This is a genomic window from Photobacterium toruni (genome assembly GCF_024529955.1).
Taxonomy (GTDB): domain Bacteria; phylum Pseudomonadota; class Gammaproteobacteria; order Enterobacterales; family Vibrionaceae; genus Photobacterium; species Photobacterium toruni.
In genome coordinates this window covers 15,807-34,629 of record NZ_AP024857.1, presented here as the reverse complement: position 1 = coordinate 34,629, position 18,823 = coordinate 15,807, and the positions used below count along the sequence as shown (strand labels likewise).

Here is an 18,823-nt window from a genome sequence, read left to right as displayed (position 1 = left end):
CTAAATGCATATGGTGCCGAACGTAGCGGAAGGTCACTAGATAAGCCGTTAGGTACTGTTACCACCATGAATAAGCATTCCCTGGTGATGGGAGAGTACATTAGACCGTTAAACATAAGAGAGTTAGCGTCTGCTCAAACCTTTGATGGTGATTACCATTGGCCCAAATCAAAAACAGCAACCAAAATGATGATTGGTAATGCAGTTCCGCCCGTATTGGCGAGAGAGATAACGACTGCAGTATTAAGCGCAGCCTGATGACCTTAATTAACCAATAATCCAAAGAAGCCAGCCAGTGAGCTGGTTTTTTTATGTCTTAATTTCATGAAAAACAATGCGTTCACTGTGAGATAGGCGTGAGATTAGGCGTGGAAGTGTCACAAGCTAATGCCACATGCAGCAAGGCGTGGCACGGTGTGGAGGTACTTATTACAGAAGAGGATATCTAGATAATGTTCGAATATATATAAATTTGTGTTGATGCACAGGAAACCATTACGAAACACACTATTAGCCTCAGCAAAATGCTGGGGCTTTTTAATAACTTAACTTTATGGAGTACATATGCCTGAAGAAATGAATGCAGTGATGATTGGTACAACAGCATTAGCTGGTATCGGAATGAAGGTGATTATCGTGTGCTTAGCGTTAGCGTTGCTGACTGCTATGCGCAAAGTTTTTAATGGTAAACAAGGTGTTTGTAATGAATGGATTGAAAAAGCGGTTGCGAAAGGCGATTACCGTTCTGTTGCTATCTATCAGTGCGTTATGTTTGCTAGTACCTGCTACCTCCTCGGCAGCGTCCTTTCCTAGCACATACGATAACTTGATCCGTAAGGCTGCTAAACGATGGCTACCCGAATATGAAGCCGTGTATGGAATGGAAATTCTAAAAGCTCAGCTTTATCAAGAGAGTCATTTAAAACCAAACGCCGTGAGTTATGTTGGCGCGTCTGGTATCGGTCAGTTTATGCCTGGGACGTGGCAAGAAGTGTCAAAACAGATGGGATGGAGCGGAGTGTCTGTTTTTAGCGTCGAACATAATATCGAAGCTGCGGCATTCTATATGGCCAGTCGGTTGAGAATGTGGAGTTCTCCTCGTCCAATGGCTGATCAAATATCGCTTGGTTGGGCTAGCTATAACGCAGGTGCGGGCTGGATATTGAAATCTCAAAAATTGTGTGGGAACCCTAATTTGTATAGTGACATTATTAAATGTTTACCACAGGTTACAGGCAAACACGCAAAAGAAACCAAAACGTATGTTTCTCGAAACTGGCGATGGTGGTTGGAGATGAAATTCCTATGAATCCATTCATTTTAATGAGTGGTTCTGGGATTGTTTTACTGGGCGTCATAGGCGTCCAGTATTTCAATATCCAGACACTTCATGAAGACAAAGAAGTTTTATCTGCATCATTTTCGCTACTTCAGCAGACAAATGAACAACAAAAATTAGATTTGAAATCATCAAATCTTAGATATGTTGAGTCAGAAGCCGCATTAGAGCGTGAGCGAGAAATATCTTCAGGACGTGAAATTTCTCAAAAAAAGATTACCCACCAGTTAAACGAGCAGTTAAATAAACTTAGAACGGAGGTGAGTAATGGAGGGGGTAAATCTAAGTGTATGCGCGTTCGTATGCCTGATTATGCTATCAGGCTGCTCCGCTCAGACACAAACGATAACAGTCACTAAGACGGTGGAAAAGAAGGTATACCCGCCAGAAAAGTGGCTTAAAGATTGTCCTTACGGTGAACTGAAGGGTGAGTTTTTTGAAGATTCGGTGGCCTTAAATTTAGAGCAAAGAGCCATTATCAAGGAGTGCAACGTCGATAAGAAGTCACTTCGTGATTGGGTAAACAATGAGGTAGAACCCGATGGCAGCAAATGAAGCTTTTGTGGTGACAGATGTGATTGTTCCAGTGGTAACTGCGCTGTGTGGTGCAGGTATGTGGAGCTTTTTCATTAAGATTCGTGATAAACGTCTTGATGATTTACGTGCTGACGAATTAATTGTCAAAGGGGCAACATCATTAGTTGAATTGCAAAATAAGCTTATGGAGCAATTGCAAAAGGATCTAGAAAGACGGCTAACTGTTTTAGAAAAGAACCATCGAGAACAGCTTGAATCAGAACGAGCTGAATGGGATAAGGAGCGACAAGTGCTTAAGAAAAAAATCTCTGATTTATCAAAGAGATTGAAAAATCTTGAGACCGAAAAGGCAGGAGGTGAATCTGATTTAAACATAGCTCCATCTCACGTCGAAATAGTTGTTATTCCTTAGGGGGTTGAGATGGCGCGTAAACCAACACACGATTGGTCTGTGCTTTTGTCGTTGTTGTTTCAACGGCAAGAGCAGGACCAATCATATAAAAACAAACAGTTTGCTGAAGATGAAGGTGTTCCGCTTGGTTCCTTGACTCGATCTCTTACAAAATATAGGAAGGGTGAGATTGAATTGGCTGACATCTCTCGTTCCTATCAGCAAAATGATCGTAATGATCGAAAAAATGATCATAATTCTGATCGGAAACATAAAGCCATTAACAATGGTAACGTTAAAAATAATAAATATAAACATGATGTTACGCATAATTATGGGAAGCCTGACGGGGAGCGCGTGCGTAATAGTGATCGATCACAATCTAATGCGGGCGCAAAACGAAAAGGTGGACAACGTGGCAATCGTAATGCCGTTACTCATGGACTCTATGCTCAATGTCTATCTGATGAGATGAGAGTTGTTTATGAGGATGCTTTAGGTAAAGCAGGTGGTGTTGATGAAGAATTAGCATTGGCTCGTGCAAAGCTAGCTGATGCGTTTAGACAAAAAGGTGAGCAAGAATACTTAGAGCGAGTAATCGAACAGGAAAAGTTGCGGGCTGCTTCTGAGCCACCACCACCTTCAATAGTAGATAACGAAGGGAATGTTGTGCCCTCAAATACTGTCCCCGCCCGTTTTAATTATGGTGCAATGCAACCTGACTCCTTTGAAGATAACCTTGGTCCGTTGGGTATGACTATTAAGATGCGTCGTATTGACTGGGATGCAGTGATTGACCGCTGGATGGGGCGAATTGCTAATCTTGAGTCATTGCGACAAAAGTTATTGCAAGGGCATGTGTTGTCACATTCCGAACGGTTAGCAATACAAAGTACCACTTTTAATCAATTAGCCGACGGGATCATCGATGCAATTGCGGCAGGCAATATACTTTCTGCTAATGCGATAGATATACCTGCCAATTTGCTGGCTCAAATCCGTTATGAGCTGGGTGACGATGGTGATGATGAGTCTAGTTTACCAAAAGATGCTGTCACACCGCAGATGGTTGAAGAGCGCGAACGTCAACTTCAGCTTGGTAGTAAACAATCGGCGGGAGACTTTATGGCCCAACGATTACTTGAGTTAGATGCACTAAACGCTGAGGATGCTCAGCATGGCTAAGCGAAAAAAAGGTAAAAAAGGATATTCAGCGATAACGCTTGATCCTCGTTATCTTGATTTTGCTGCTAGTTATCGCAGTCGCCCACTCGCTTTTTTACATGATGTTGCTGGTATGGATCTTTCTATGCAGCAACTTGAGGTTGTTAGCGCCATAACACCTGTTGGGGCGGCTGTATCTGTGGCATCAGGACATGGTACAGGGAAGTCGCATTTAACTGCTGGTATTTGTCTACACTGGGCTATAACTCATCCCGAATCACTTTGCATGTTAACCGCCAACTCATTAGATCAGGTGACAAACGTTGTATTTAGTTATATCAAACGTTTGTGGGTGAAAATATGCCAGAGACAGCCATGGTTAGAACAATACTTTGTCATGACTGCAAAATCGTTTTACGCGAAAGGCTACAAAGGGATTTGGCAAATATTCGGTAAGACGTGTTCTAAAGGTAATGAAGAAGCACTTGCGGGCCAGCATAGACGTGATTATATGGTCGTAGTGGATGAAGCATCCGGTGTATCTGATCGTGCATTTGAGGTTCTTCGTGGCGCATTGACAGAAGATAACAACAAAATTTTATTGATCAGTCAGTTTACACGTCCGACTGGACATTTTGCTGATTCTCAAACTGATTTATCTGAGCAAGGTGTTTACACCGCAATTACGTTAAATAGTGAACATAGCCCATTCGTTACTATGAAGTTCATTCGTGAAAAGCGGATTGAGTATGGAGGCACGGATAGTCCAGAATATGGAATTCGCGTATTAGGTATTTGTCCTGATAATGCAAAAGGTTTCTTGATCACTCGAAGTGCTGTTACAAAAGGCTTTAATACTGAAATTGAATTTACTGAAGAGTGGGGATGGGTTGCTACAGCTGATGTGTCCGGCGGTGAAGGTAGAGATAGTTCTGTATTAAAAATCGCTCGAGTGTGTGGATATGGAAGTGAACGGCAAGTACAAGAGGTCAAGGCTATTGAAGCGCCTTCAAACATGGATGGCGTACAGTTTGCTCGTTTTATTCATCAAGAGATAGCTGGTTATGAAAACATTACGGTAGGTATTGATGCTGATGGTTATGGTCTAACAACAGCACAAGAGTGTGAAAAGTTAGGCGTTAATGTTACACGTATTCATTGGGGTCGACCACCACACGCCAATTCAATTAAGCAGCGTTTTCCGAAAGAGAAAGATTATGCTGCGGTCATGCTTAAAGAAGGTTTGGAAGGTGGTAGGGTCCAGTTATGTCATGGTGAAAGCCAACAGTTTAATAAGAAACTAATTAAGCAGTTTACAAAGATCCCGTATGAATTTGATGAGTTGGGTAAATGGCGGATCTATAGTAAGAAGCAGCTTAGAAGTGAAGGTATAAAATCCCCCGATATTTTTGATGCGACGGCATTTTTCTGGCTTGTTGATTACATCCCTCTTAGCCAGGAAAACAATGGTGAAGCTGATGATGCATTGGCTAAAGCAATGGAATTACTTGGTCATAGTGATGATCAGACACCATCTGAGCGTGCAATTGAGGCTATCGAGTCCGGTTTAGTTGTTGTGTGCAATGAAGATGAATACCTCGATGTAAGGAAGTCGCTACATCAAGCATGTGATGGTTGGTTAGAAGATGGTTTAGATAGTTATGCTCAATTGGCGTTATTGGAAATTGAACGATTAGATGATTTTTATAAAGTTTATATACGAGCTTAGTTATCCCCTGTTATTGGGGATAAGGCTGTGTAAAAAATAACCATGATTTTTATATAGGAACAATGTGCCTAATATATGTGTGCGTTAAAACACTAGCTTTTTAATGATAAATAAAAAAATGTTGTAGCGACGGTAATCATAGAGTCGGTATATTGATGTGGTGTTGGTGCAGCATCTCACTCTACATATTTGCAACGGTGTCATATTTTTTGACGAATCGGAGTTCGGTAAGCGATAAAGGTTCTATCCTCCTTTATTTGCTGTCGTTGTCCATAAAACTAACCACTAGCGAATATGTTGAGCGTCATTTTTAGCCAGAATGATAATGAACGAAAGGCACTTGGAATTATCCAAGTGCCTTTTTTATCGACTCTAATTGACACAACCACGTTGTAGCAATTAGAAAACTACCGCTGTTACTGCTTTTTTTATCTTTTTTCCTTGTCTAAATTACAAAACAGGCTTATATTCTCGTTTAAGCAATAACATTAACCCCGACCAAAGGTGATTCAGTGAAAAGACAAATGAGAACCATTGTCAGTTTTATTAAAAAATATAACGCTCAAGATCATAAAATAGATAAGCGTTACATACGTGAAACTGAGTTTTATTACGGCACGATGTCAGAGTTTGAGAAAACTGGTAAGTCAGCCCTTTTACGTCACATGCAGGCGAAGTTACAAGACTTGAATGCTGAAATTAATGCGTTAGCTGTTCAAATTGATAGTACCCCTGGTGAGTGGGATGCTGATATTGTTAATGCAGGTCTTTGTCTTGATTCATGGAATCATAAATTAGTATTCGAATTGATTTCAGAGGCAGCGTAATGAACGAGAAGCAATTAAATAAGGTTCAAAAGTGCCTTGAGCTGGCAAAGTCTGGTAATGCAAACGAAGCGGCTAACGCTTTGGCTATGGCTCAAAAGCTGATGCGTAAGTATGGTTTATCTGATGAAGATATTCAGTTTATCGAAATGGGTGAGACTACCTGTCGTAGTAGCATTCAACAGAAGCCTGTTGAGTATGTAGCTCGTCTAATAAGTAAAATTGCTAAGACATTCGGTGTCGTACCGATGTTAATAACAATTGGCGGCAAAGCATCACCTCAATTCCTGGGCCATAAAGCAAAAGCAATGACCGCCGCTTATGCTTTCGATGTAATTTATCGTCAATTAAAGATTGCACGACGTGATTATATTCAAACGTTACATCATCGTTTATTAAAGAAAAATAAAACAGTTCGTGCTGATGCTTTTTGTGAAGGGTGGGTGTTTGCTGTTGTATCAAATCTTATAGAGGAAGTTATTTCTTCAGAAGATAGAGAAACGATTGAAAGGTACAAAAACCGTGATAAATCTTTTGTTATTGGAACTGCAAAGAGTGTTAGACGCAAAGGCGGCTCTATTGATGATTATGCAGAAGGCCATAAATTGGGTGGTCAAGTAGCAATCCATACACCTGTTAATGGAACAGAAACAATGAAGTTAGGAGTAAGTGCGTAATGACAACGGTAATTATTACAGATGAAGCCCATGAATTATTTGGTAAAGAGTTAAATGGCAAGGTAATACCGTTCGCTTGTTAAGCACTCAGGTTGACGTTAAGCATTATGAGAACCAAAATCTTGCAAAAGAGATGGCTCGTCTTGGTGCTAATGTCGGTGATGTTGTAGAGATTGTTGAGGTTGGCAGTGGAAGCTTTAGTTCTGATTGGATTAAATCAGGTAAACATGTGATTAGTAAAATTACAGAATGTGGACATGTTGAGTTTGATCATGGTAAGGCGTTTTGTTTTCGTCCGGTTGTGAGAATCGTTTCAGCTTAGTTAATCGTTAGTTTTCACCATACACCCTCAATGTTGAGGGTTTATGCGAAAATTAATGATTTAGTGCTTATTATCTCGCTTGCTTAGTTTACAAAATGAGATAATATAAAATTAGATATTCCAGTGAGAATCAACGATGAAAGATGTATCACCTATTACTGATCTTGATGATGTGCGTGCTATCTATAGACGCTTCCAAAAGTGGGGTAAAAACCGCGAAGCTGAATTAGTTATGCTAGGTTGCAATGTGGCACTTCGTATTAGTGATCTTTTGCAGCTGAAATTTGATGATATAAAAGAAATGGATCTGGAAGGTCGTGTTGTTGGTTATGTAGAGCTGGAAGAAAAGAAAACACGCAAAGGTAAAAAATTGACTCTCAATAAATCAGCAATGGAAGCAATTAAACGGTTGCGACTGTTAAATCCTGATGCTATTTATTTGTTTGAAGGTACTGGGAATCGCACTAAGGGCGAACATAAGCCAATATCTCGCCAATATGTGAGCACTCAGTTGATTGATGTTAAAGAATCGCTAGGATTGGATTACAGACTCAATACGCATAGTTTGCGTAAAACGTTTGGATATCATGCATATAAGAACAATACAGATATCAACGTACTGCAAAAGCTATTTAACCACTCTTCAGTTAGTGAGACATTTAAATACATTGGGATCACAGATGAGCGTGTGCGTGATGTGTATTTGAGTGTTGAGATTGGATTGTAGGAATCATTTAGGGATACAGTTATGAAAATCATAAAAGGTGCTACTTACAGTTCTTGTTTTGAAGATGAAGCCAAGAAAGGCGTTGCTTTTCAAACCAGAGAATCCTCCCTATTTTCCCCCTCAACACTTCAGGATGCTATATCTTCAGTAAGAGGGAAGATTTTTCAATCAATGACAGTACCAAATAGTTGTCTGGGTTCAAACGCAAATAGTGGTTCGGTTGAGGAGGTGTATGCAGAACTTATGCTTGCGAAGAGGATATTCAAATCTGAGGATTTTTGGCAACGAACTTCTGTAGCATGTAACCCATCACTAGACTCGCGCTTTAGTTTTAGTGTTGATGATCTGAAAAAGTCCCAGATGGATATCGCTTTGTTAACTGAAGAGGCTTTTAAAGCAGAGGCAGCTAGGTTCATATGTTGGCTTTTTGAATGCCTTAAAGGGGTTGGTTGTACGTCGGTTGAGATTGCTCAGGAGCGAGGATACCAGCTTATCATATTGGATGGTCAGCAGACCTTGCTTAAACCGTGGGAACGCCCTGTCGAACGATTGGTCGTCGTTTTGTCACCAAGCGGGGAGAAAGTGGCGGAGCGTGTAATCTCCCCCAAAGCCCTTGGTTTGCTAGATAGTGTTTTTGAGGAAGTTGTCTCTGCATTTAAAGGTCAACGTGCAACCGGTGCTAATCAAGAATAACGGCCTTAAAAGCTTGCCTTTTGTACGCGGCAAATAAAAAAGATGAAAATCTGATTGTAGATTGAATATCACTATAGAAACTCAGAATGTACAGTACCGACACACTGCTAATGAACACTCGTAGCTAAACGCTAATCATTAGTGCATTGGGCGCAACTGATTACCCTGAAAGGTTACGTGATATTTGGTCTACAATTATTCATTTTAAATATCGTACATAAAGGTTGCTAATAGAGTGTATGTTTGTGATTTATATGTAAATAGATAGAAATCTCTATTGTTTTTCCTGGTTGGGTTCTAATTTAACGATATAAATAGAATACTTAGTTAATATTGGTTAACTATTTAATAAGTATCTAATTGGTATTAAATAAGTATTATTTTGTGGTGTACGAATGATTAGATATCAAAAAAGAATCCGTTTCCTTCCATTTTTATGGTTCAATGTTTCAAAGGGCGGTTTTTCAGTTACCGTGGGCTGTCGATACATTAAATTGAATGTCGGTAGGCGTGGGGTATGGCTAAGTGGTTCGCTGGTGGGTACTGGTTTATCTGTTAGAAAAAAGTTATCAATGCTAAAAAATAAAAATGAATAGTATTTTAGATAATAAAAAGCCGCAATTAATTGCGGCTTTTTATTATCTAAGCTGGAATTTTTCAGGCCCAAGATCACGAGTAGCAAATTCGAGCAGTGCTGTAGTATCACTAAAATTAGTCACATTAACATTAATGGCATTAAACTCATTCACTACTTCTTGATAGGCTTTATGTAATTGTATATTTGTCGTTACAGGGCTTTCAAATGGTAATAATATATTGTCGCTTTCTAGGCTTCCGGCTTTAATTAGCCGTTTAACTTTCCAGTGCCAAAATTCACCATGTTCAATAATCTTAGTTGTAGTGGGTTGTTGGAATGTTAAAGGTTTTATAATTTTTGGACCGTTGTCATTATTAACAAAAGGAAAGGTGGCCTCTATTAGATCATTACTTACTTTTCCTTCGGTGTAAGCTGGCATTCCTTTTACTCGTAATTCCTGTCTGATCGCTCTTACCATAGCTGCTTCACGATATTGCTTTGTTACAAAGTCTCGGCCAATGAAACGCTCATAGAGTGTTTCAATTAGGTCGTTAGGATGCGTTTTAAGTAATGTACTTCTTATTTCACCAAAGCGTATGATGCTTTCACGATCTCTTGTGAGTTCTTTGAATATATCTGCTATTTTATCTTCACCAGAACTACCTGCGAAGTTTCTTATGCGCCCTAACTCTTGTTCAATATTACTGATTGTTGCGGCAAAAAGTTTATTATCGATGTCATCAAAAAATTGAGATATACGTTTGAATTTTACAGGTGCCAGCTTAAAATCAAAAAACTTAGTCTTTGGAACGCACAGCACAATACCGACGTTAGCAAACTCGCCTGTCTCTGCATAGGGAGCGAATCTGATGATTGCGTATAAACAACCCATGCTCATTGTAGTGCCTCCCAAAATTGATGTTGCTTATATAAGTTAAGTGTAGTGAATATTTCGGTTAAGAGGTCAGGATAATTTTCTAACCACTCTTTAGGAATATGTTCAGCATACTGAGCCAAACTAGTGATAGCAACGGGTAATTTATCCATCATCTCATTTTTGAAATGTAAATCAAGCTGCGTACTGTACCAAAAAGAGCTAAACGCATGGATATTTTTATATTTTTCAAAGTTATAATCAGTATCAAACGCCATATTATGATCGAAAACTACCAAATTATTACTGATTGGATTGATGAATAAATTTGGATTTCCACTCTGCCTTGTTAGTGTTCTATCTTCATTTTTAATAAGGTAATCAAATAAAAATATTAGCTTGGCTAATTGTGGGTTGATTGAGGCTAAATCAGAATATTTAAGTTCAACAAGATTTGGCACCTCTTTAGATGCAAAGACGTAACAATCACCGCCGCCAAAATCCGTTTTTGCCTCATCATAATGCTCAAGTAAACAAGGATCAAGATATGCGATAGTAGAGCTAGGGATAGGTAAGCCAAGATTTCGCCCTAACTCAGCACAAAGTAGCTCTTTAATTAAACCTTGGTGCAGGGCCTCTTGCCCTTTAATGTAATAGTTATCTCCGTCATCTAAACGACAGTACCAAGGATTTGTTTTTCCTTGATAAGATCGTCGTATGAGCTCTTCTACTTCAAGCGTCAGAATACCTGTCACACCAACCTCATTACAAATACAACAACAAAAAAATATAAATTGAGATAATCGTGGGATTGTAGCAGCTTGATTTGTGAGTGCATAACGATTAACTGCATAATTTACAATAATTTTATATTACTGACTCCCTTATTACGTAACAGTGATAATGACATCACAAATAATACGTACAACAACAAAAGCGTAGTTATAGATTTTAAAAGTTGAATGAGTTATGGCTTTATTGTCGTGGGCGATGTTTCTTTTTTGTTGGGCTCGATCTTTAATGCGGATTAGTTTTCTATTGCCATAAAAAGAAGATAATCCTATGTAAACTTTAAAAGTTTTTAACTGTTACGGTGTAACCGAATTTAAGGTGGTGACTCACGCTTTTCGTGTCAATTTCTGAGAAGTGTAATTCTCAGAAATTGACAATTATACGTAAGGGAGTATTATGTTTTCTTCATGGCGAGTAAGAATTTACCCAACAGATGAAAAGTGTTTAACTGTTACACTGTCACTGTTTTGTTATCGAAAATAATAAAGGTGTAGAGTTAATGATCGAAAATCAACTTTCTTTGTTGGGTGACTTTACCGATGTTCGCCCAAGCGACGTGAAGACCGCTATTGAAAAAGCTCAAAAGAAAGGGGTTGTTGTTGCTGAGGATCATGTTTTTCAAGCTGCGATTAATCATTTACTGAATGAGTTCAAAAAGCGTGAGGACCGTTATTCTCCCAACACACTACGTCGATTGGAGAGTGCCTGGGGTTGTTTTGTTGAATGGTGTTTAGATAATAAACGGCATTCATTACCCGCATCACCCGACACGACTGAGAAGTTTTTGATCTATAAAGCAGAGTCGGTACACCGAAACACTTTGTCTATTTATAAATGGGCCATATCTCGTGTTCATCGAGTAGCAGGATGTCCTAATCCTTGTAATGATGTCTTTGTAGAAGACAGATATAAGGCATTGGTGCGCGTAAAGGTGCAATCAGGTGAAGCTATCAAGCAAGCCAGTCCATTTAATGAATTACACTTAAACGCCTTGGTTGAAAAGTGGAAACAACATGAACGAGTGTTAGAACGCCGTAATCTTGCCTTGCTTGGTGTTGCGTATGAGTCGATGTTACGTGCTGCTGAATTGGCTAATATTAAGTTATCTGATATTGAGCTAGCTGGTGATGGTACGGCAATTTTGACGATCCCAATTACGAAAACTAACCATAGCGGTGATCCTGATACGTGTATTTTAAGCCATGATGTTGTTGGTTTGATTATGGACTATATCGAAGCTGGTGAATTACATTTAAAGCAAGATGGGTACTTATTTACAGGGGTTTCAAAGCATAATAAATGCACTAAACCTAAAGTTGATAAAGAGACCGGAGAGGTTACTTATAAACCCATTACGACTAAGACAGTAGAAGGTATCTTCAAGGCTGCATGGTCGGAATTAGAACTTGGCCGCCAAGGTGTTAAGCCGTTTACTGGTCACAGTGCTCGTGTTGGTGCCACTCAAGATTTATTGCGAAAAGGTTATAACACATTACAGATTCAACAGTCAGGGCGCTGGTCCAGTGAGGTTATGGTTGCTCGTTACGGACGCGCTATTCTCGCTCGTGAAAGTGCAATGGCGCAAAGTAGAGTTAAAACAAAAAACATTGATTTATCATGGGGTAGCAAAAGATGAATATTTATATAATATTTACTGGCTACTTGATTAGTGTCTATTAAATATCTATTAAATATCTATTAAATATCTAATAGGTATTGATGAGTGAGGTGCTTTAAATGCCAAATAATGTAAGTAAATTAAGTGAAGTTGCTGAGTTGCTCAAGATGCGTTTACCGCTTAAATCTGACATTGAACCGTTAGTTTTGGCTGTAGAAGAAGATAATGAAGTGGTAGTTGATTACTGTATTCATCAGCGAGGCGGCGCTTATGATGTAGTGTTTGATGATCGAGACTTAACGCAAGGTTTGGAGTCTGAAAGCTTTGAAACGTTGGATGATTTGTTGAGTTATTTTTCTGAGAATAAACGACAACCGCAAATACTTGATTCGGTCAACGCTTAACGTTTATTATATTCGTAGGCAACAAATATTAGGTTTGAATTTATGAGCATGAAAATGGAGTTGGTTCTTGTTAGTGAATTCCGAAAACTGGTGGAGTCCGGTGGCATTCATCATGTTGTAGCGACAAAGAGCCAAACATGTAAATGGCACTGTTTTGGTGTTAATCCTGAACGTGGTGTTTGTTATTATGTGAAAGCAGCGCGTGGTTCTAACCAAATCAGAGAATGGTCTGGATTGAATTTCTTGGGTAGCTTTATTGAGAAATTAGGGATCAATAAATTTACAGTGCAAGGACTCTCTAGTGATGGGTAACCCAATATAAATTGTTTGTAAAAACGTAGAATAAAAACCATGTAATAAAAGGAACCCCGACCATGAGTAATAAAAAGAGTTTGCGAAAGTTAAATGACCGACTAAAAGATGCGCTGCTTGAAATGGCACAGCTAGAAGATACTGCTAATGCTGGTAATGTCCGTCATCAATTAAAGCCAATGGCGTTTGAAGTGGCTCAGAAATCAGCTCAACACCCTGCTGTCGAGCTTATTAATAGCAGTATTATTCAATTTAAAAATCAATACGGTAAAGAACCGGAAACAATTAGAATCCCACCAGCCATTTTAAAGCAATTATTAGATTTGCTACCGGATGAAGACCAAAAGTTATTTTGGGTGGCACCAATTAAAAAATTGGGTGGCTTGATTGTTGATGTATCAGAGGATGGTACGTTAGTTATTCAATAAATAAACCTATATCATATTTTAACTCCTCGTTGCGTCTGTAACGGGGAGTTTTGCTTTCTATTCCCATAAAACTTTCCTGTTGCTGCGAACTTTCTGCCTAAAGGTCATGATGATGACCATCTCCTGATAACAGGCTATGCAGTATGAAAGACTTAGCAGAACGCATCGCAATTGAGTCCTTAGTTATCCCTGATAACGGATTATTGGTACTCAAAGTTGATGTTAGTAAATCTCCAGGTAAAGCCGCCGCGCAGCTTAATTCCATATCTAATCAGTTGAGTGTTATACATTCTCGACTTTCTGTTCCTGTGATCATCGTTCCGAAAGGTATTGTGTTAGAAACTATGACGCACGATGAAATGCGAGTGCTAGGGATCATCTAATGAATAAGAAGATATTCTGCATTTCATTGCTCGGAACGCCTCCCGCAAAAGCCATTGCTACGTATATTGATGAACAGTTGGTTGTTGTAGCTGTTGATCCAATTAAAGGACCATTTGGTTCATGGAAAAAGGCATTATTAAAGGAAATAAAAACCAAGTTTGATGATGGCTATAACATCTTAATTGAAGAACGTGGCGATATGTTCAGTGAATGGGGGCAAAAGCTACTATTGGAAGCTGCTAGTCCTACAGAGCGACGTGCAAATATGAGTATTGCGTTTGATCACTACTTTACTCTTAGTCGCATGGGCCGCTTAGTTTTAAATAAAGGACTTGAGCGTCATTTGATACAGGAATCCCACGTTAACATCGTTCCAGACGATAAAGGTCGGAATAAGTACGATATTGACCACAGCAACTTTAATGGATTCAAACGTTGCTTATTGTTGTGCTCAATATCTGCTTCATATCTACACCAGGTTAATGATCAATACCTTGATGAATTTTTCAGTGCAATCAATGCCGATAATGAAGATTCAGTCTTTAGTACGTTACGGCGGATCACGATTGAAAAAGATAAGGGTAACGTATGACAGATGCAAAACTATCACGTTTAAGTCCATTGAATATCCAAGATGATTTGATCCGGGCATCTTTTTATAAAGAGCTTCAAAAAGGTGAGTCAGATTGGGATAACTGGGAAGTTTCTGTTGATGAAATAAAGATGCCAGAGCTTATTGCTTTACGTTATTACGGCACGACTGAAATGAAGGGCATTGTTGCTATTTGTGCAGGCTTAGATGATATGCGTGGGGATTTGCTATCTGGCTCTCTTATTCGATTACCGAGCATTAAGTGGGTGCGTACACAGATCCGTTATTACTGCCAATTTGAGCAGGAATAACGATGAAGCAGCCAATTACTAGCGCCAAAGATGTAAAACTACAAGATAAGTTCTTTAACGCTCGTCGTGCAGCTCAAAAACAAGAGCGAAAATACGCTAATAACACGTTATCACCCAACGCTATAAGACAAGCCATTAGAAATGGAGAACTACCTGCATATCAAGCGGTTTTAATCGGCTCTAAGGCTGGTGGTGACCCATTTACCATTGATGATATCAAAGCCTTTGATAAAGCGCGTAAAGCCACAAGTAAGAAGTGGGGGCGATATCGTGGTGCTCCTTTAGAGCAGTTGATCGTTGCATCACGAAAGATTGATGTTCATCGTGCCAATACGGAAATTAAGACGTCGAGGTTATACAAGGTCCGTGGTGACTTGTTGCACTTTAATGTGTCTGCATCAGGAAAGCACAAAGAAACCAGCTATCAGGTCAGAATAAGGCTTGAAAACTGGATGGAAGAGTTAACTCAGACGCAACGGAGCTGGCCTTCTGCGATTAAGCGGGTACTTCAGGGCGGTTTGTCCATTGATTGCCAGTGTGGGCGTTACCAATTCTGGTATCGCTATGTTGCTACGGCGGGTAATTACGCCATTGCACCCTATGAAAAAGACTTCCCGAAAGTCAGAAACCCTAAATTAAATGGTTGTTGCTGTAAACACCAATTAAAAACCCTCGCTGCTCTTAAATCTCCAACTGTCCAGGCTCAACTTGCAAAACAGATGGAAGCACAAGCAGAGAAGACTGGATTTGCTGGTGATAATACTGACAAGTTCTTAAATAAAGAAGACCGTGAGCAGTTAGAAAAAGCCCGTCCTCATGATGTGGACAAAGCCGCTGCAATAAAAGTAATTCAAAAAATTAAGCAAGCGAAACGGGTATTTAAGAAGCAATTAAAAGATCCAAAGTACATAAAAAGCCTTGAGAAAGAAGTTGCTGAATTACGGAAGCAGATTAATAAGCAACAAGCCAAAGTTTCAACGGATAAGGCAAGTGCATCAAAGGCTGTTAAAACTCGTCAGAAATTAGCGGAAAGTGCATCTAAGGACCAATTAAAGGGAATGCTTAGAACCGAGTTAGATAGAGCCAAGATGTACGGTTCTGATAGAAATAGTGCGATTAAAGTATTCGCCAAAATTAACAAGGTGTCTCTAAGTGATGCACAACAACTGGCTAAGGATTTATAACTATGTCATTAACCCCGATTAATCGCAGTGCTGTTAGTGAACAGATGGCACTTGATCTACAAAAGAGCTTGAGTATTCATCCAAACTCATTTGAATGCCTGTTATTTAGAGCAGATTTGAATGCGTTAGAAGACCATACACCAAGCAAAGATGATGTGGTTGGCAATCTCGAAGCCAGAGAAGAAACATTTTCTTATAGTAGCCCTGTTAAAACTCGGGCCTTAGAATTGCCTAATAGCGACAACTCAAGCGTGATGTTGGCTTTAGGTGATGATACCGACGATGGTGAAACTCCTATTACGATGTTAATACAAGCAAAGTCTATCCCTGAGCAATCTGTACTTTGGTATGAAGAGCTGGTGGATGATAGCAATATCAAGGTCACGCTGATGTACGTCCTTAGTGCAAACCCAATAGGTAAGCACGGTAAGGGTGGTTTCAAATATGAAATGGTGCCGTTTGATCTTGGTAGTGATTTCTTACCGGATAAATTTGAAGTAACGCCTGATCAGCCGTTGGAGTTTTTACCTAATCCTCATCCAGTACCGAGCTTAACTGATGTGATTAATCGCTTATCTGCGGCTGCAACACCAGAGAAAATTGCAAAGCTACGCAATCCGGTTCCTGAAGTAAGCGAGAGCGATGAAATTACAGAAGAAAACTTAAACAAACAAGCTCGCAACTTGCAAGATAAGGTCGGCACTGTAGCTGACATATTTGATGTATTTCAGAGTGATAACATAAATGACGATACCGACTGATCCAAATGAGCCAATTGATATCATACTTCAGCCCGTTAAAGGGATTGACGCTAATGATATTACGGCTCCGTCGCCTAGCGATATTACGATATCACCCATAGATAACAAGATCACTACTCCTACGATCACTTCGCCACCATCAGTAGGTTTCGCCGCTGTTTCAACGGCAGATGAAGTTAATGATGAGTCACTAAACCGTACAGCTAGAACGCTACGCGATGACGTGAATGCTAAGTTAACCTCATTTGCTAACTCTGTTTCAGTCATCTTAGGACAATTGGGTACTGAACATGGCTCTCAGGTCGTAGAGATCAACAATAAGCTCACAGCGCTTAAAAATGGAATTAATGCCGAGCTTGCGACAATTCGTACCGAGAACTCCCAGCAAAACACGGATATGACCACAGAGCTAAATCAGCGTTTAGCCGTGGTCATGACCAACCTTACAACGTTATCAACCGCAATTAATGATAGTCAGACAAAAATTGCAGCTTTAGATGAAACGTATGCAACCGATTCTGACATGGCTACAAAAGTTGCCACGATTAATAAGTTGTTAGAGCAGCTAAATCAAACTGATACCGATGTTCTTCAGCAAATGCACGTAACTGTCAATATGGTTAATGCCATGCGACAGATACAAGAGAAGGAAATCACAATTTCTAGTTCTTCAGGTACGTATGATTTTTTGACTGCTCAAGAAGGGTTAGGCACGTATACGAAAGATACAGATTATATGGCATCAGTGCTGGTTGTTGGTAATGCATTAGTTGAAGCCTATATCAAGAAGAAGCTGGCTGTTGGTTTTACTATCGAACTTAAATCAAAAGGGGTTCACTTTCGTCCTCAGCCACATGATGCGAGTGTTGAACCTGTTATCGTTAGAGTCCAAATAACACATCAAAATCAAGCGTAAGGGGGGATTCTATGTGTCCTCCTAAGCATTACCGAGATCTGGCAACTGAGGCACAAGTTGAACAGTCTAAGCACGAATCACAGGTAGGTATGGTGTCAAGTCTGGAGTTTGAGCAGTACAAGCAATACTTACAGACCGCTTCAATTGAGCTAACTAAAATATTTAATGAATCTGCTGGCAGATTAACAACAAAGGGAATGATAAAGGTGAATGATAATGAGTGATAACCTGTTCCAACCATTAATGGATAGTGTACGGAAGCAGACGGATGCTGTTGAGCAATCGATGGGTAAAATTGACCAGCGCATGCTTTTAGCTGAAAGAAAATTCAGTGAATTTATTACGCAATCACGATTAGAAAATGCAATCTTTCGTCAAACTAAAAATCAATATTGTAATTTAACAGGTACAGATTTAGATTATTTCTCTAAAAATTCGCAATATCCAATAGATATATCTTTATATCGAACCATTTCCACAGGGATTGTGTGGAGCGAAAGAGATGCAGAAGAAAAAGAAATCATGACAGCAATGGGAATGTCTGGCCAACAACATTTTCAGCCGCCGATTAGAGTCATGAGAATGGTGTGGAGTAATTATAATTCAAGCACCCACTCTAACTATTCTATATTTCCTAGTCCCATAGCAAATATATCTGGATATATTACTGTAGCAAGTTATGCCAAATTGGTTTCTGGCAGTATTTCTGGCATGTGGGTAGACGGCATTACTGACAATTGGAGTCTATGCGGTACACATTTTAATGGAAGACCAGGGGCTTATTTGCATGCGCATCCATTTGTAGGCTCAGCTAGTGGTGAAATTTTATTCATTTGGCCTGGGGTTGTATCTGGTCATGTTCCATTAGATAAAAATGCACCTAAATGGGGATATTGGCCTTCAATGTACGGTGAATCTCCTTATGACGCGCAACCGGGATCTTAATAATGGAAAATGAACTATTTGATTATTCAAACGATATTTTAAGTTCGGTTGAAGTGAATGAACGTTGTGAAGCTTATATCACAAAATATTATGCGGTAGGTAAACAATTAACAATTGAACGAGTTGGCCCAGAAGATACTAAAACTCAAATGCATGCTTTTATTGATGCTTGTCGCGCTTGGGCTAATTCAGATACACCTAAGCCTAAAGATTTATACTCACTATCACCATTTACCTAAGCAAACGATAACAACATATTTTATTGTTATCGTTTGATATTCAAAAAAGAGGTAGCGTATATGCTCTTTATAGTTACCTCTTT

Annotated in this window: 29 protein-coding genes; 27 read left to right on the top strand and 2 right to left on the bottom strand. The window is 39.5% G+C overall.

From position 1 onward, the window contains the following. Nucleotides 1–66 precede the first annotated feature (66 nt). The 14 genes from OC457_RS20445 (at nucleotide 67) to OC457_RS20385 (ending at nucleotide 8,999) form a co-directional block, all read left to right on the top strand. Nucleotides 67–258, top strand: a complete 192-nt coding sequence (locus tag OC457_RS20445; protein ID WP_080176061.1) for a DNA cytosine methyltransferase — start codon at nucleotides 67–69, stop codon at nucleotides 256–258. A 306-nt stretch (nucleotides 259–564) separates the two neighbouring features. Beyond that, nucleotides 565–813, top strand: coding sequence for a hypothetical protein (locus OC457_RS20440; RefSeq protein ID WP_080176060.1), 249 nt, complete (start codon nucleotides 565–567; stop codon nucleotides 811–813). 67 nt (nucleotides 814–880) lie between these two features. Further along, nucleotides 881–1,309, top strand: coding sequence for a transglycosylase SLT domain-containing protein (locus OC457_RS20435; protein ID WP_080176059.1), 429 nt, complete (start codon nucleotides 881–883; stop codon nucleotides 1,307–1,309). Then, nucleotides 1,306–1,698, top strand: a complete 393-nt coding sequence (locus tag OC457_RS20430) for a hypothetical protein (protein ID WP_080176058.1) — start codon at nucleotides 1,306–1,308, stop codon at nucleotides 1,696–1,698. Before OC457_RS20435 ends, OC457_RS20430 begins: the two co-directional genes overlap by 4 nt. Further along, nucleotides 1,607–1,894 carry an Rz1-like lysis system protein LysC gene (gene lysC / locus OC457_RS20980; protein WP_442438665.1) on the top strand — a complete coding sequence of 96 codons (288 nt, stop codon included), beginning with the start codon at nucleotides 1,607–1,609 and terminating at the stop codon, nucleotides 1,892–1,894. The genes OC457_RS20430 and lysC overlap by 92 nt, the downstream gene beginning before the upstream one ends. Next, the gene (locus tag OC457_RS20425; RefSeq protein ID WP_080176056.1) at nucleotides 1,881–2,288 is read left to right on the top strand and encodes a hypothetical protein; all 408 of its coding nucleotides are present in this window, start codon (nucleotides 1,881–1,883) and stop codon (nucleotides 2,286–2,288) included. The genes lysC and OC457_RS20425 overlap by 14 nt, the downstream gene beginning before the upstream one ends. A 9-nt stretch (nucleotides 2,289–2,297) precedes the next feature. Next, nucleotides 2,298–3,452, top strand: a complete 1,155-nt coding sequence (locus OC457_RS20420; protein WP_210436107.1) for a hypothetical protein — start codon at nucleotides 2,298–2,300, stop codon at nucleotides 3,450–3,452. Then, a complete protein-coding gene (locus OC457_RS20415; RefSeq protein ID WP_096777876.1) occupies nucleotides 3,445–5,160 on the top strand; it encodes a protein PacB in 1,716 nt (571 codons plus the stop codon). The genes OC457_RS20420 and OC457_RS20415 overlap by 8 nt, the downstream gene beginning before the upstream one ends. A gap of 512 nt (nucleotides 5,161–5,672) precedes the next feature. Then, nucleotides 5,673–5,987, top strand: coding sequence for a hypothetical protein (locus OC457_RS20410; protein WP_144379612.1), 315 nt, complete (start codon nucleotides 5,673–5,675; stop codon nucleotides 5,985–5,987). After that, on the top strand, nucleotides 5,987–6,661 hold the full coding sequence (locus OC457_RS20405) for a DUF7168 domain-containing protein (RefSeq protein ID WP_080176053.1): 675 nt from the start codon (nucleotides 5,987–5,989) through the stop codon (nucleotides 6,659–6,661). Before OC457_RS20410 ends, OC457_RS20405 begins: the two co-directional genes overlap by 1 nt. A gap of 76 nt (nucleotides 6,662–6,737) precedes the next feature. Beyond that, nucleotides 6,738–6,983: a hypothetical protein gene (locus tag OC457_RS20400; RefSeq protein WP_080176052.1), complete on the top strand. Its 246-nt coding sequence runs from the start codon at nucleotides 6,738–6,740 to the stop codon at nucleotides 6,981–6,983. A 136-nt stretch (nucleotides 6,984–7,119) separates the two neighbouring features. Continuing rightward, on the top strand, nucleotides 7,120–7,710 hold the full coding sequence (locus OC457_RS20395; protein ID WP_080176051.1) for a tyrosine-type recombinase/integrase: 591 nt from the start codon (nucleotides 7,120–7,122) through the stop codon (nucleotides 7,708–7,710). Nucleotides 7,711–7,731: 21 nt separating this feature from the next. After that, the gene (locus tag OC457_RS20390) at nucleotides 7,732–8,403 is read left to right on the top strand and encodes a hypothetical protein (RefSeq protein ID WP_080176050.1); all 672 of its coding nucleotides are present in this window, start codon (nucleotides 7,732–7,734) and stop codon (nucleotides 8,401–8,403) included. A gap of 395 nt (nucleotides 8,404–8,798) precedes the next feature. Then, nucleotides 8,799–8,999, top strand: coding sequence for a DUF4236 domain-containing protein (locus tag OC457_RS20385; RefSeq protein ID WP_080176049.1), 201 nt, complete (start codon nucleotides 8,799–8,801; stop codon nucleotides 8,997–8,999). Nucleotides 9,000–9,041: 42 nt separating this feature from the next. On the opposite strand, the gene OC457_RS20380 is transcribed toward OC457_RS20385, so the two are convergent. Both OC457_RS20380 and OC457_RS20375 read right to left on the bottom strand, forming a co-directional pair. Continuing rightward, nucleotides 9,042–9,878, bottom strand: coding sequence for a DUF3037 domain-containing protein (locus tag OC457_RS20380; RefSeq protein WP_080176048.1), 837 nt, complete (start codon nucleotides 9,876–9,878; stop codon nucleotides 9,042–9,044). Then, nucleotides 9,875–10,609: a HipA family kinase gene (locus tag OC457_RS20375; RefSeq protein WP_080176047.1), complete on the bottom strand. Its 735-nt coding sequence runs from the start codon at nucleotides 10,607–10,609 to the stop codon at nucleotides 9,875–9,877. Before OC457_RS20375 ends, OC457_RS20380 begins: the two co-directional genes overlap by 4 nt. 536 nt (nucleotides 10,610–11,145) lie before the next feature. Here OC457_RS20375 and OC457_RS20370 point away from each other — a divergent pair. The 13 genes from OC457_RS20370 to OC457_RS20310 all read left to right on the top strand — a co-directional run bounded on the left by OC457_RS20370 (nucleotide 11,146) and on the right by OC457_RS20310 (nucleotide 18,740). After that, nucleotides 11,146–12,282 (top strand): tyrosine-type recombinase/integrase, encoded by a 1,137-nt coding sequence (locus OC457_RS20370; protein WP_080176046.1) that lies wholly within the window; start codon nucleotides 11,146–11,148, stop codon nucleotides 12,280–12,282. A gap of 101 nt (nucleotides 12,283–12,383) precedes the next feature. After that, nucleotides 12,384–12,668: a hypothetical protein gene (locus tag OC457_RS20365; protein ID WP_080176045.1), complete on the top strand. Its 285-nt coding sequence runs from the start codon at nucleotides 12,384–12,386 to the stop codon at nucleotides 12,666–12,668. A 42-nt stretch (nucleotides 12,669–12,710) separates the two neighbouring features. Continuing rightward, entirely contained in the window at nucleotides 12,711–12,980 is a 270-nt protein-coding gene (locus OC457_RS20360) for a hypothetical protein (protein ID WP_144379611.1), read from the top strand. Between the two features lie 62 nt (nucleotides 12,981–13,042). Further along, nucleotides 13,043–13,408, top strand: a complete 366-nt coding sequence (locus OC457_RS20355) for a hypothetical protein (protein WP_080176043.1) — start codon at nucleotides 13,043–13,045, stop codon at nucleotides 13,406–13,408. 143 nt (nucleotides 13,409–13,551) lie between these two features. Continuing rightward, nucleotides 13,552–13,791 carry a hypothetical protein gene (locus OC457_RS20350; protein ID WP_080176042.1) on the top strand — a complete coding sequence of 80 codons (240 nt, stop codon included), beginning with the start codon at nucleotides 13,552–13,554 and terminating at the stop codon, nucleotides 13,789–13,791. Next, nucleotides 13,791–14,384, top strand: coding sequence for a hypothetical protein (locus OC457_RS20345; protein ID WP_080176041.1), 594 nt, complete (start codon nucleotides 13,791–13,793; stop codon nucleotides 14,382–14,384). The genes OC457_RS20350 and OC457_RS20345 overlap by 1 nt, the downstream gene beginning before the upstream one ends. Beyond that, nucleotides 14,381–14,695: a hypothetical protein gene (locus OC457_RS20340; RefSeq protein ID WP_080176040.1), complete on the top strand. Its 315-nt coding sequence runs from the start codon at nucleotides 14,381–14,383 to the stop codon at nucleotides 14,693–14,695. The genes OC457_RS20345 and OC457_RS20340 overlap by 4 nt, the downstream gene beginning before the upstream one ends. Nucleotides 14,696–14,697: 2 nt before the next feature. Next, the gene (locus OC457_RS20335; protein ID WP_080176039.1) at nucleotides 14,698–15,879 is read left to right on the top strand and encodes a hypothetical protein; all 1,182 of its coding nucleotides are present in this window, start codon (nucleotides 14,698–14,700) and stop codon (nucleotides 15,877–15,879) included. Nucleotides 15,880–15,881: 2 nt separating this feature from the next. Further along, nucleotides 15,882–16,640 carry a hypothetical protein gene (locus OC457_RS20330; RefSeq protein ID WP_080176038.1) on the top strand — a complete coding sequence of 253 codons (759 nt, stop codon included), beginning with the start codon at nucleotides 15,882–15,884 and terminating at the stop codon, nucleotides 16,638–16,640. Next, on the top strand, nucleotides 16,624–17,556 hold the full coding sequence (locus OC457_RS20325) for a chemotaxis protein (RefSeq protein WP_235866989.1): 933 nt from the start codon (nucleotides 16,624–16,626) through the stop codon (nucleotides 17,554–17,556). The genes OC457_RS20330 and OC457_RS20325 overlap by 17 nt, the downstream gene beginning before the upstream one ends. An 11-nt stretch (nucleotides 17,557–17,567) precedes the next feature. Continuing rightward, nucleotides 17,568–17,780, top strand: a complete 213-nt coding sequence (locus OC457_RS20320; RefSeq protein WP_080176037.1) for a hypothetical protein — start codon at nucleotides 17,568–17,570, stop codon at nucleotides 17,778–17,780. Then, nucleotides 17,773–18,501, top strand: a complete 729-nt coding sequence (locus OC457_RS20315; protein WP_080176036.1) for a hypothetical protein — start codon at nucleotides 17,773–17,775, stop codon at nucleotides 18,499–18,501. The genes OC457_RS20320 and OC457_RS20315 overlap by 8 nt, the downstream gene beginning before the upstream one ends. A gap of 2 nt (nucleotides 18,502–18,503) precedes the next feature. Further along, nucleotides 18,504–18,740 carry a hypothetical protein gene (locus OC457_RS20310; protein WP_080176035.1) on the top strand — a complete coding sequence of 79 codons (237 nt, stop codon included), beginning with the start codon at nucleotides 18,504–18,506 and terminating at the stop codon, nucleotides 18,738–18,740. Nucleotides 18,741–18,823: the final 83 nt, after the last annotated feature.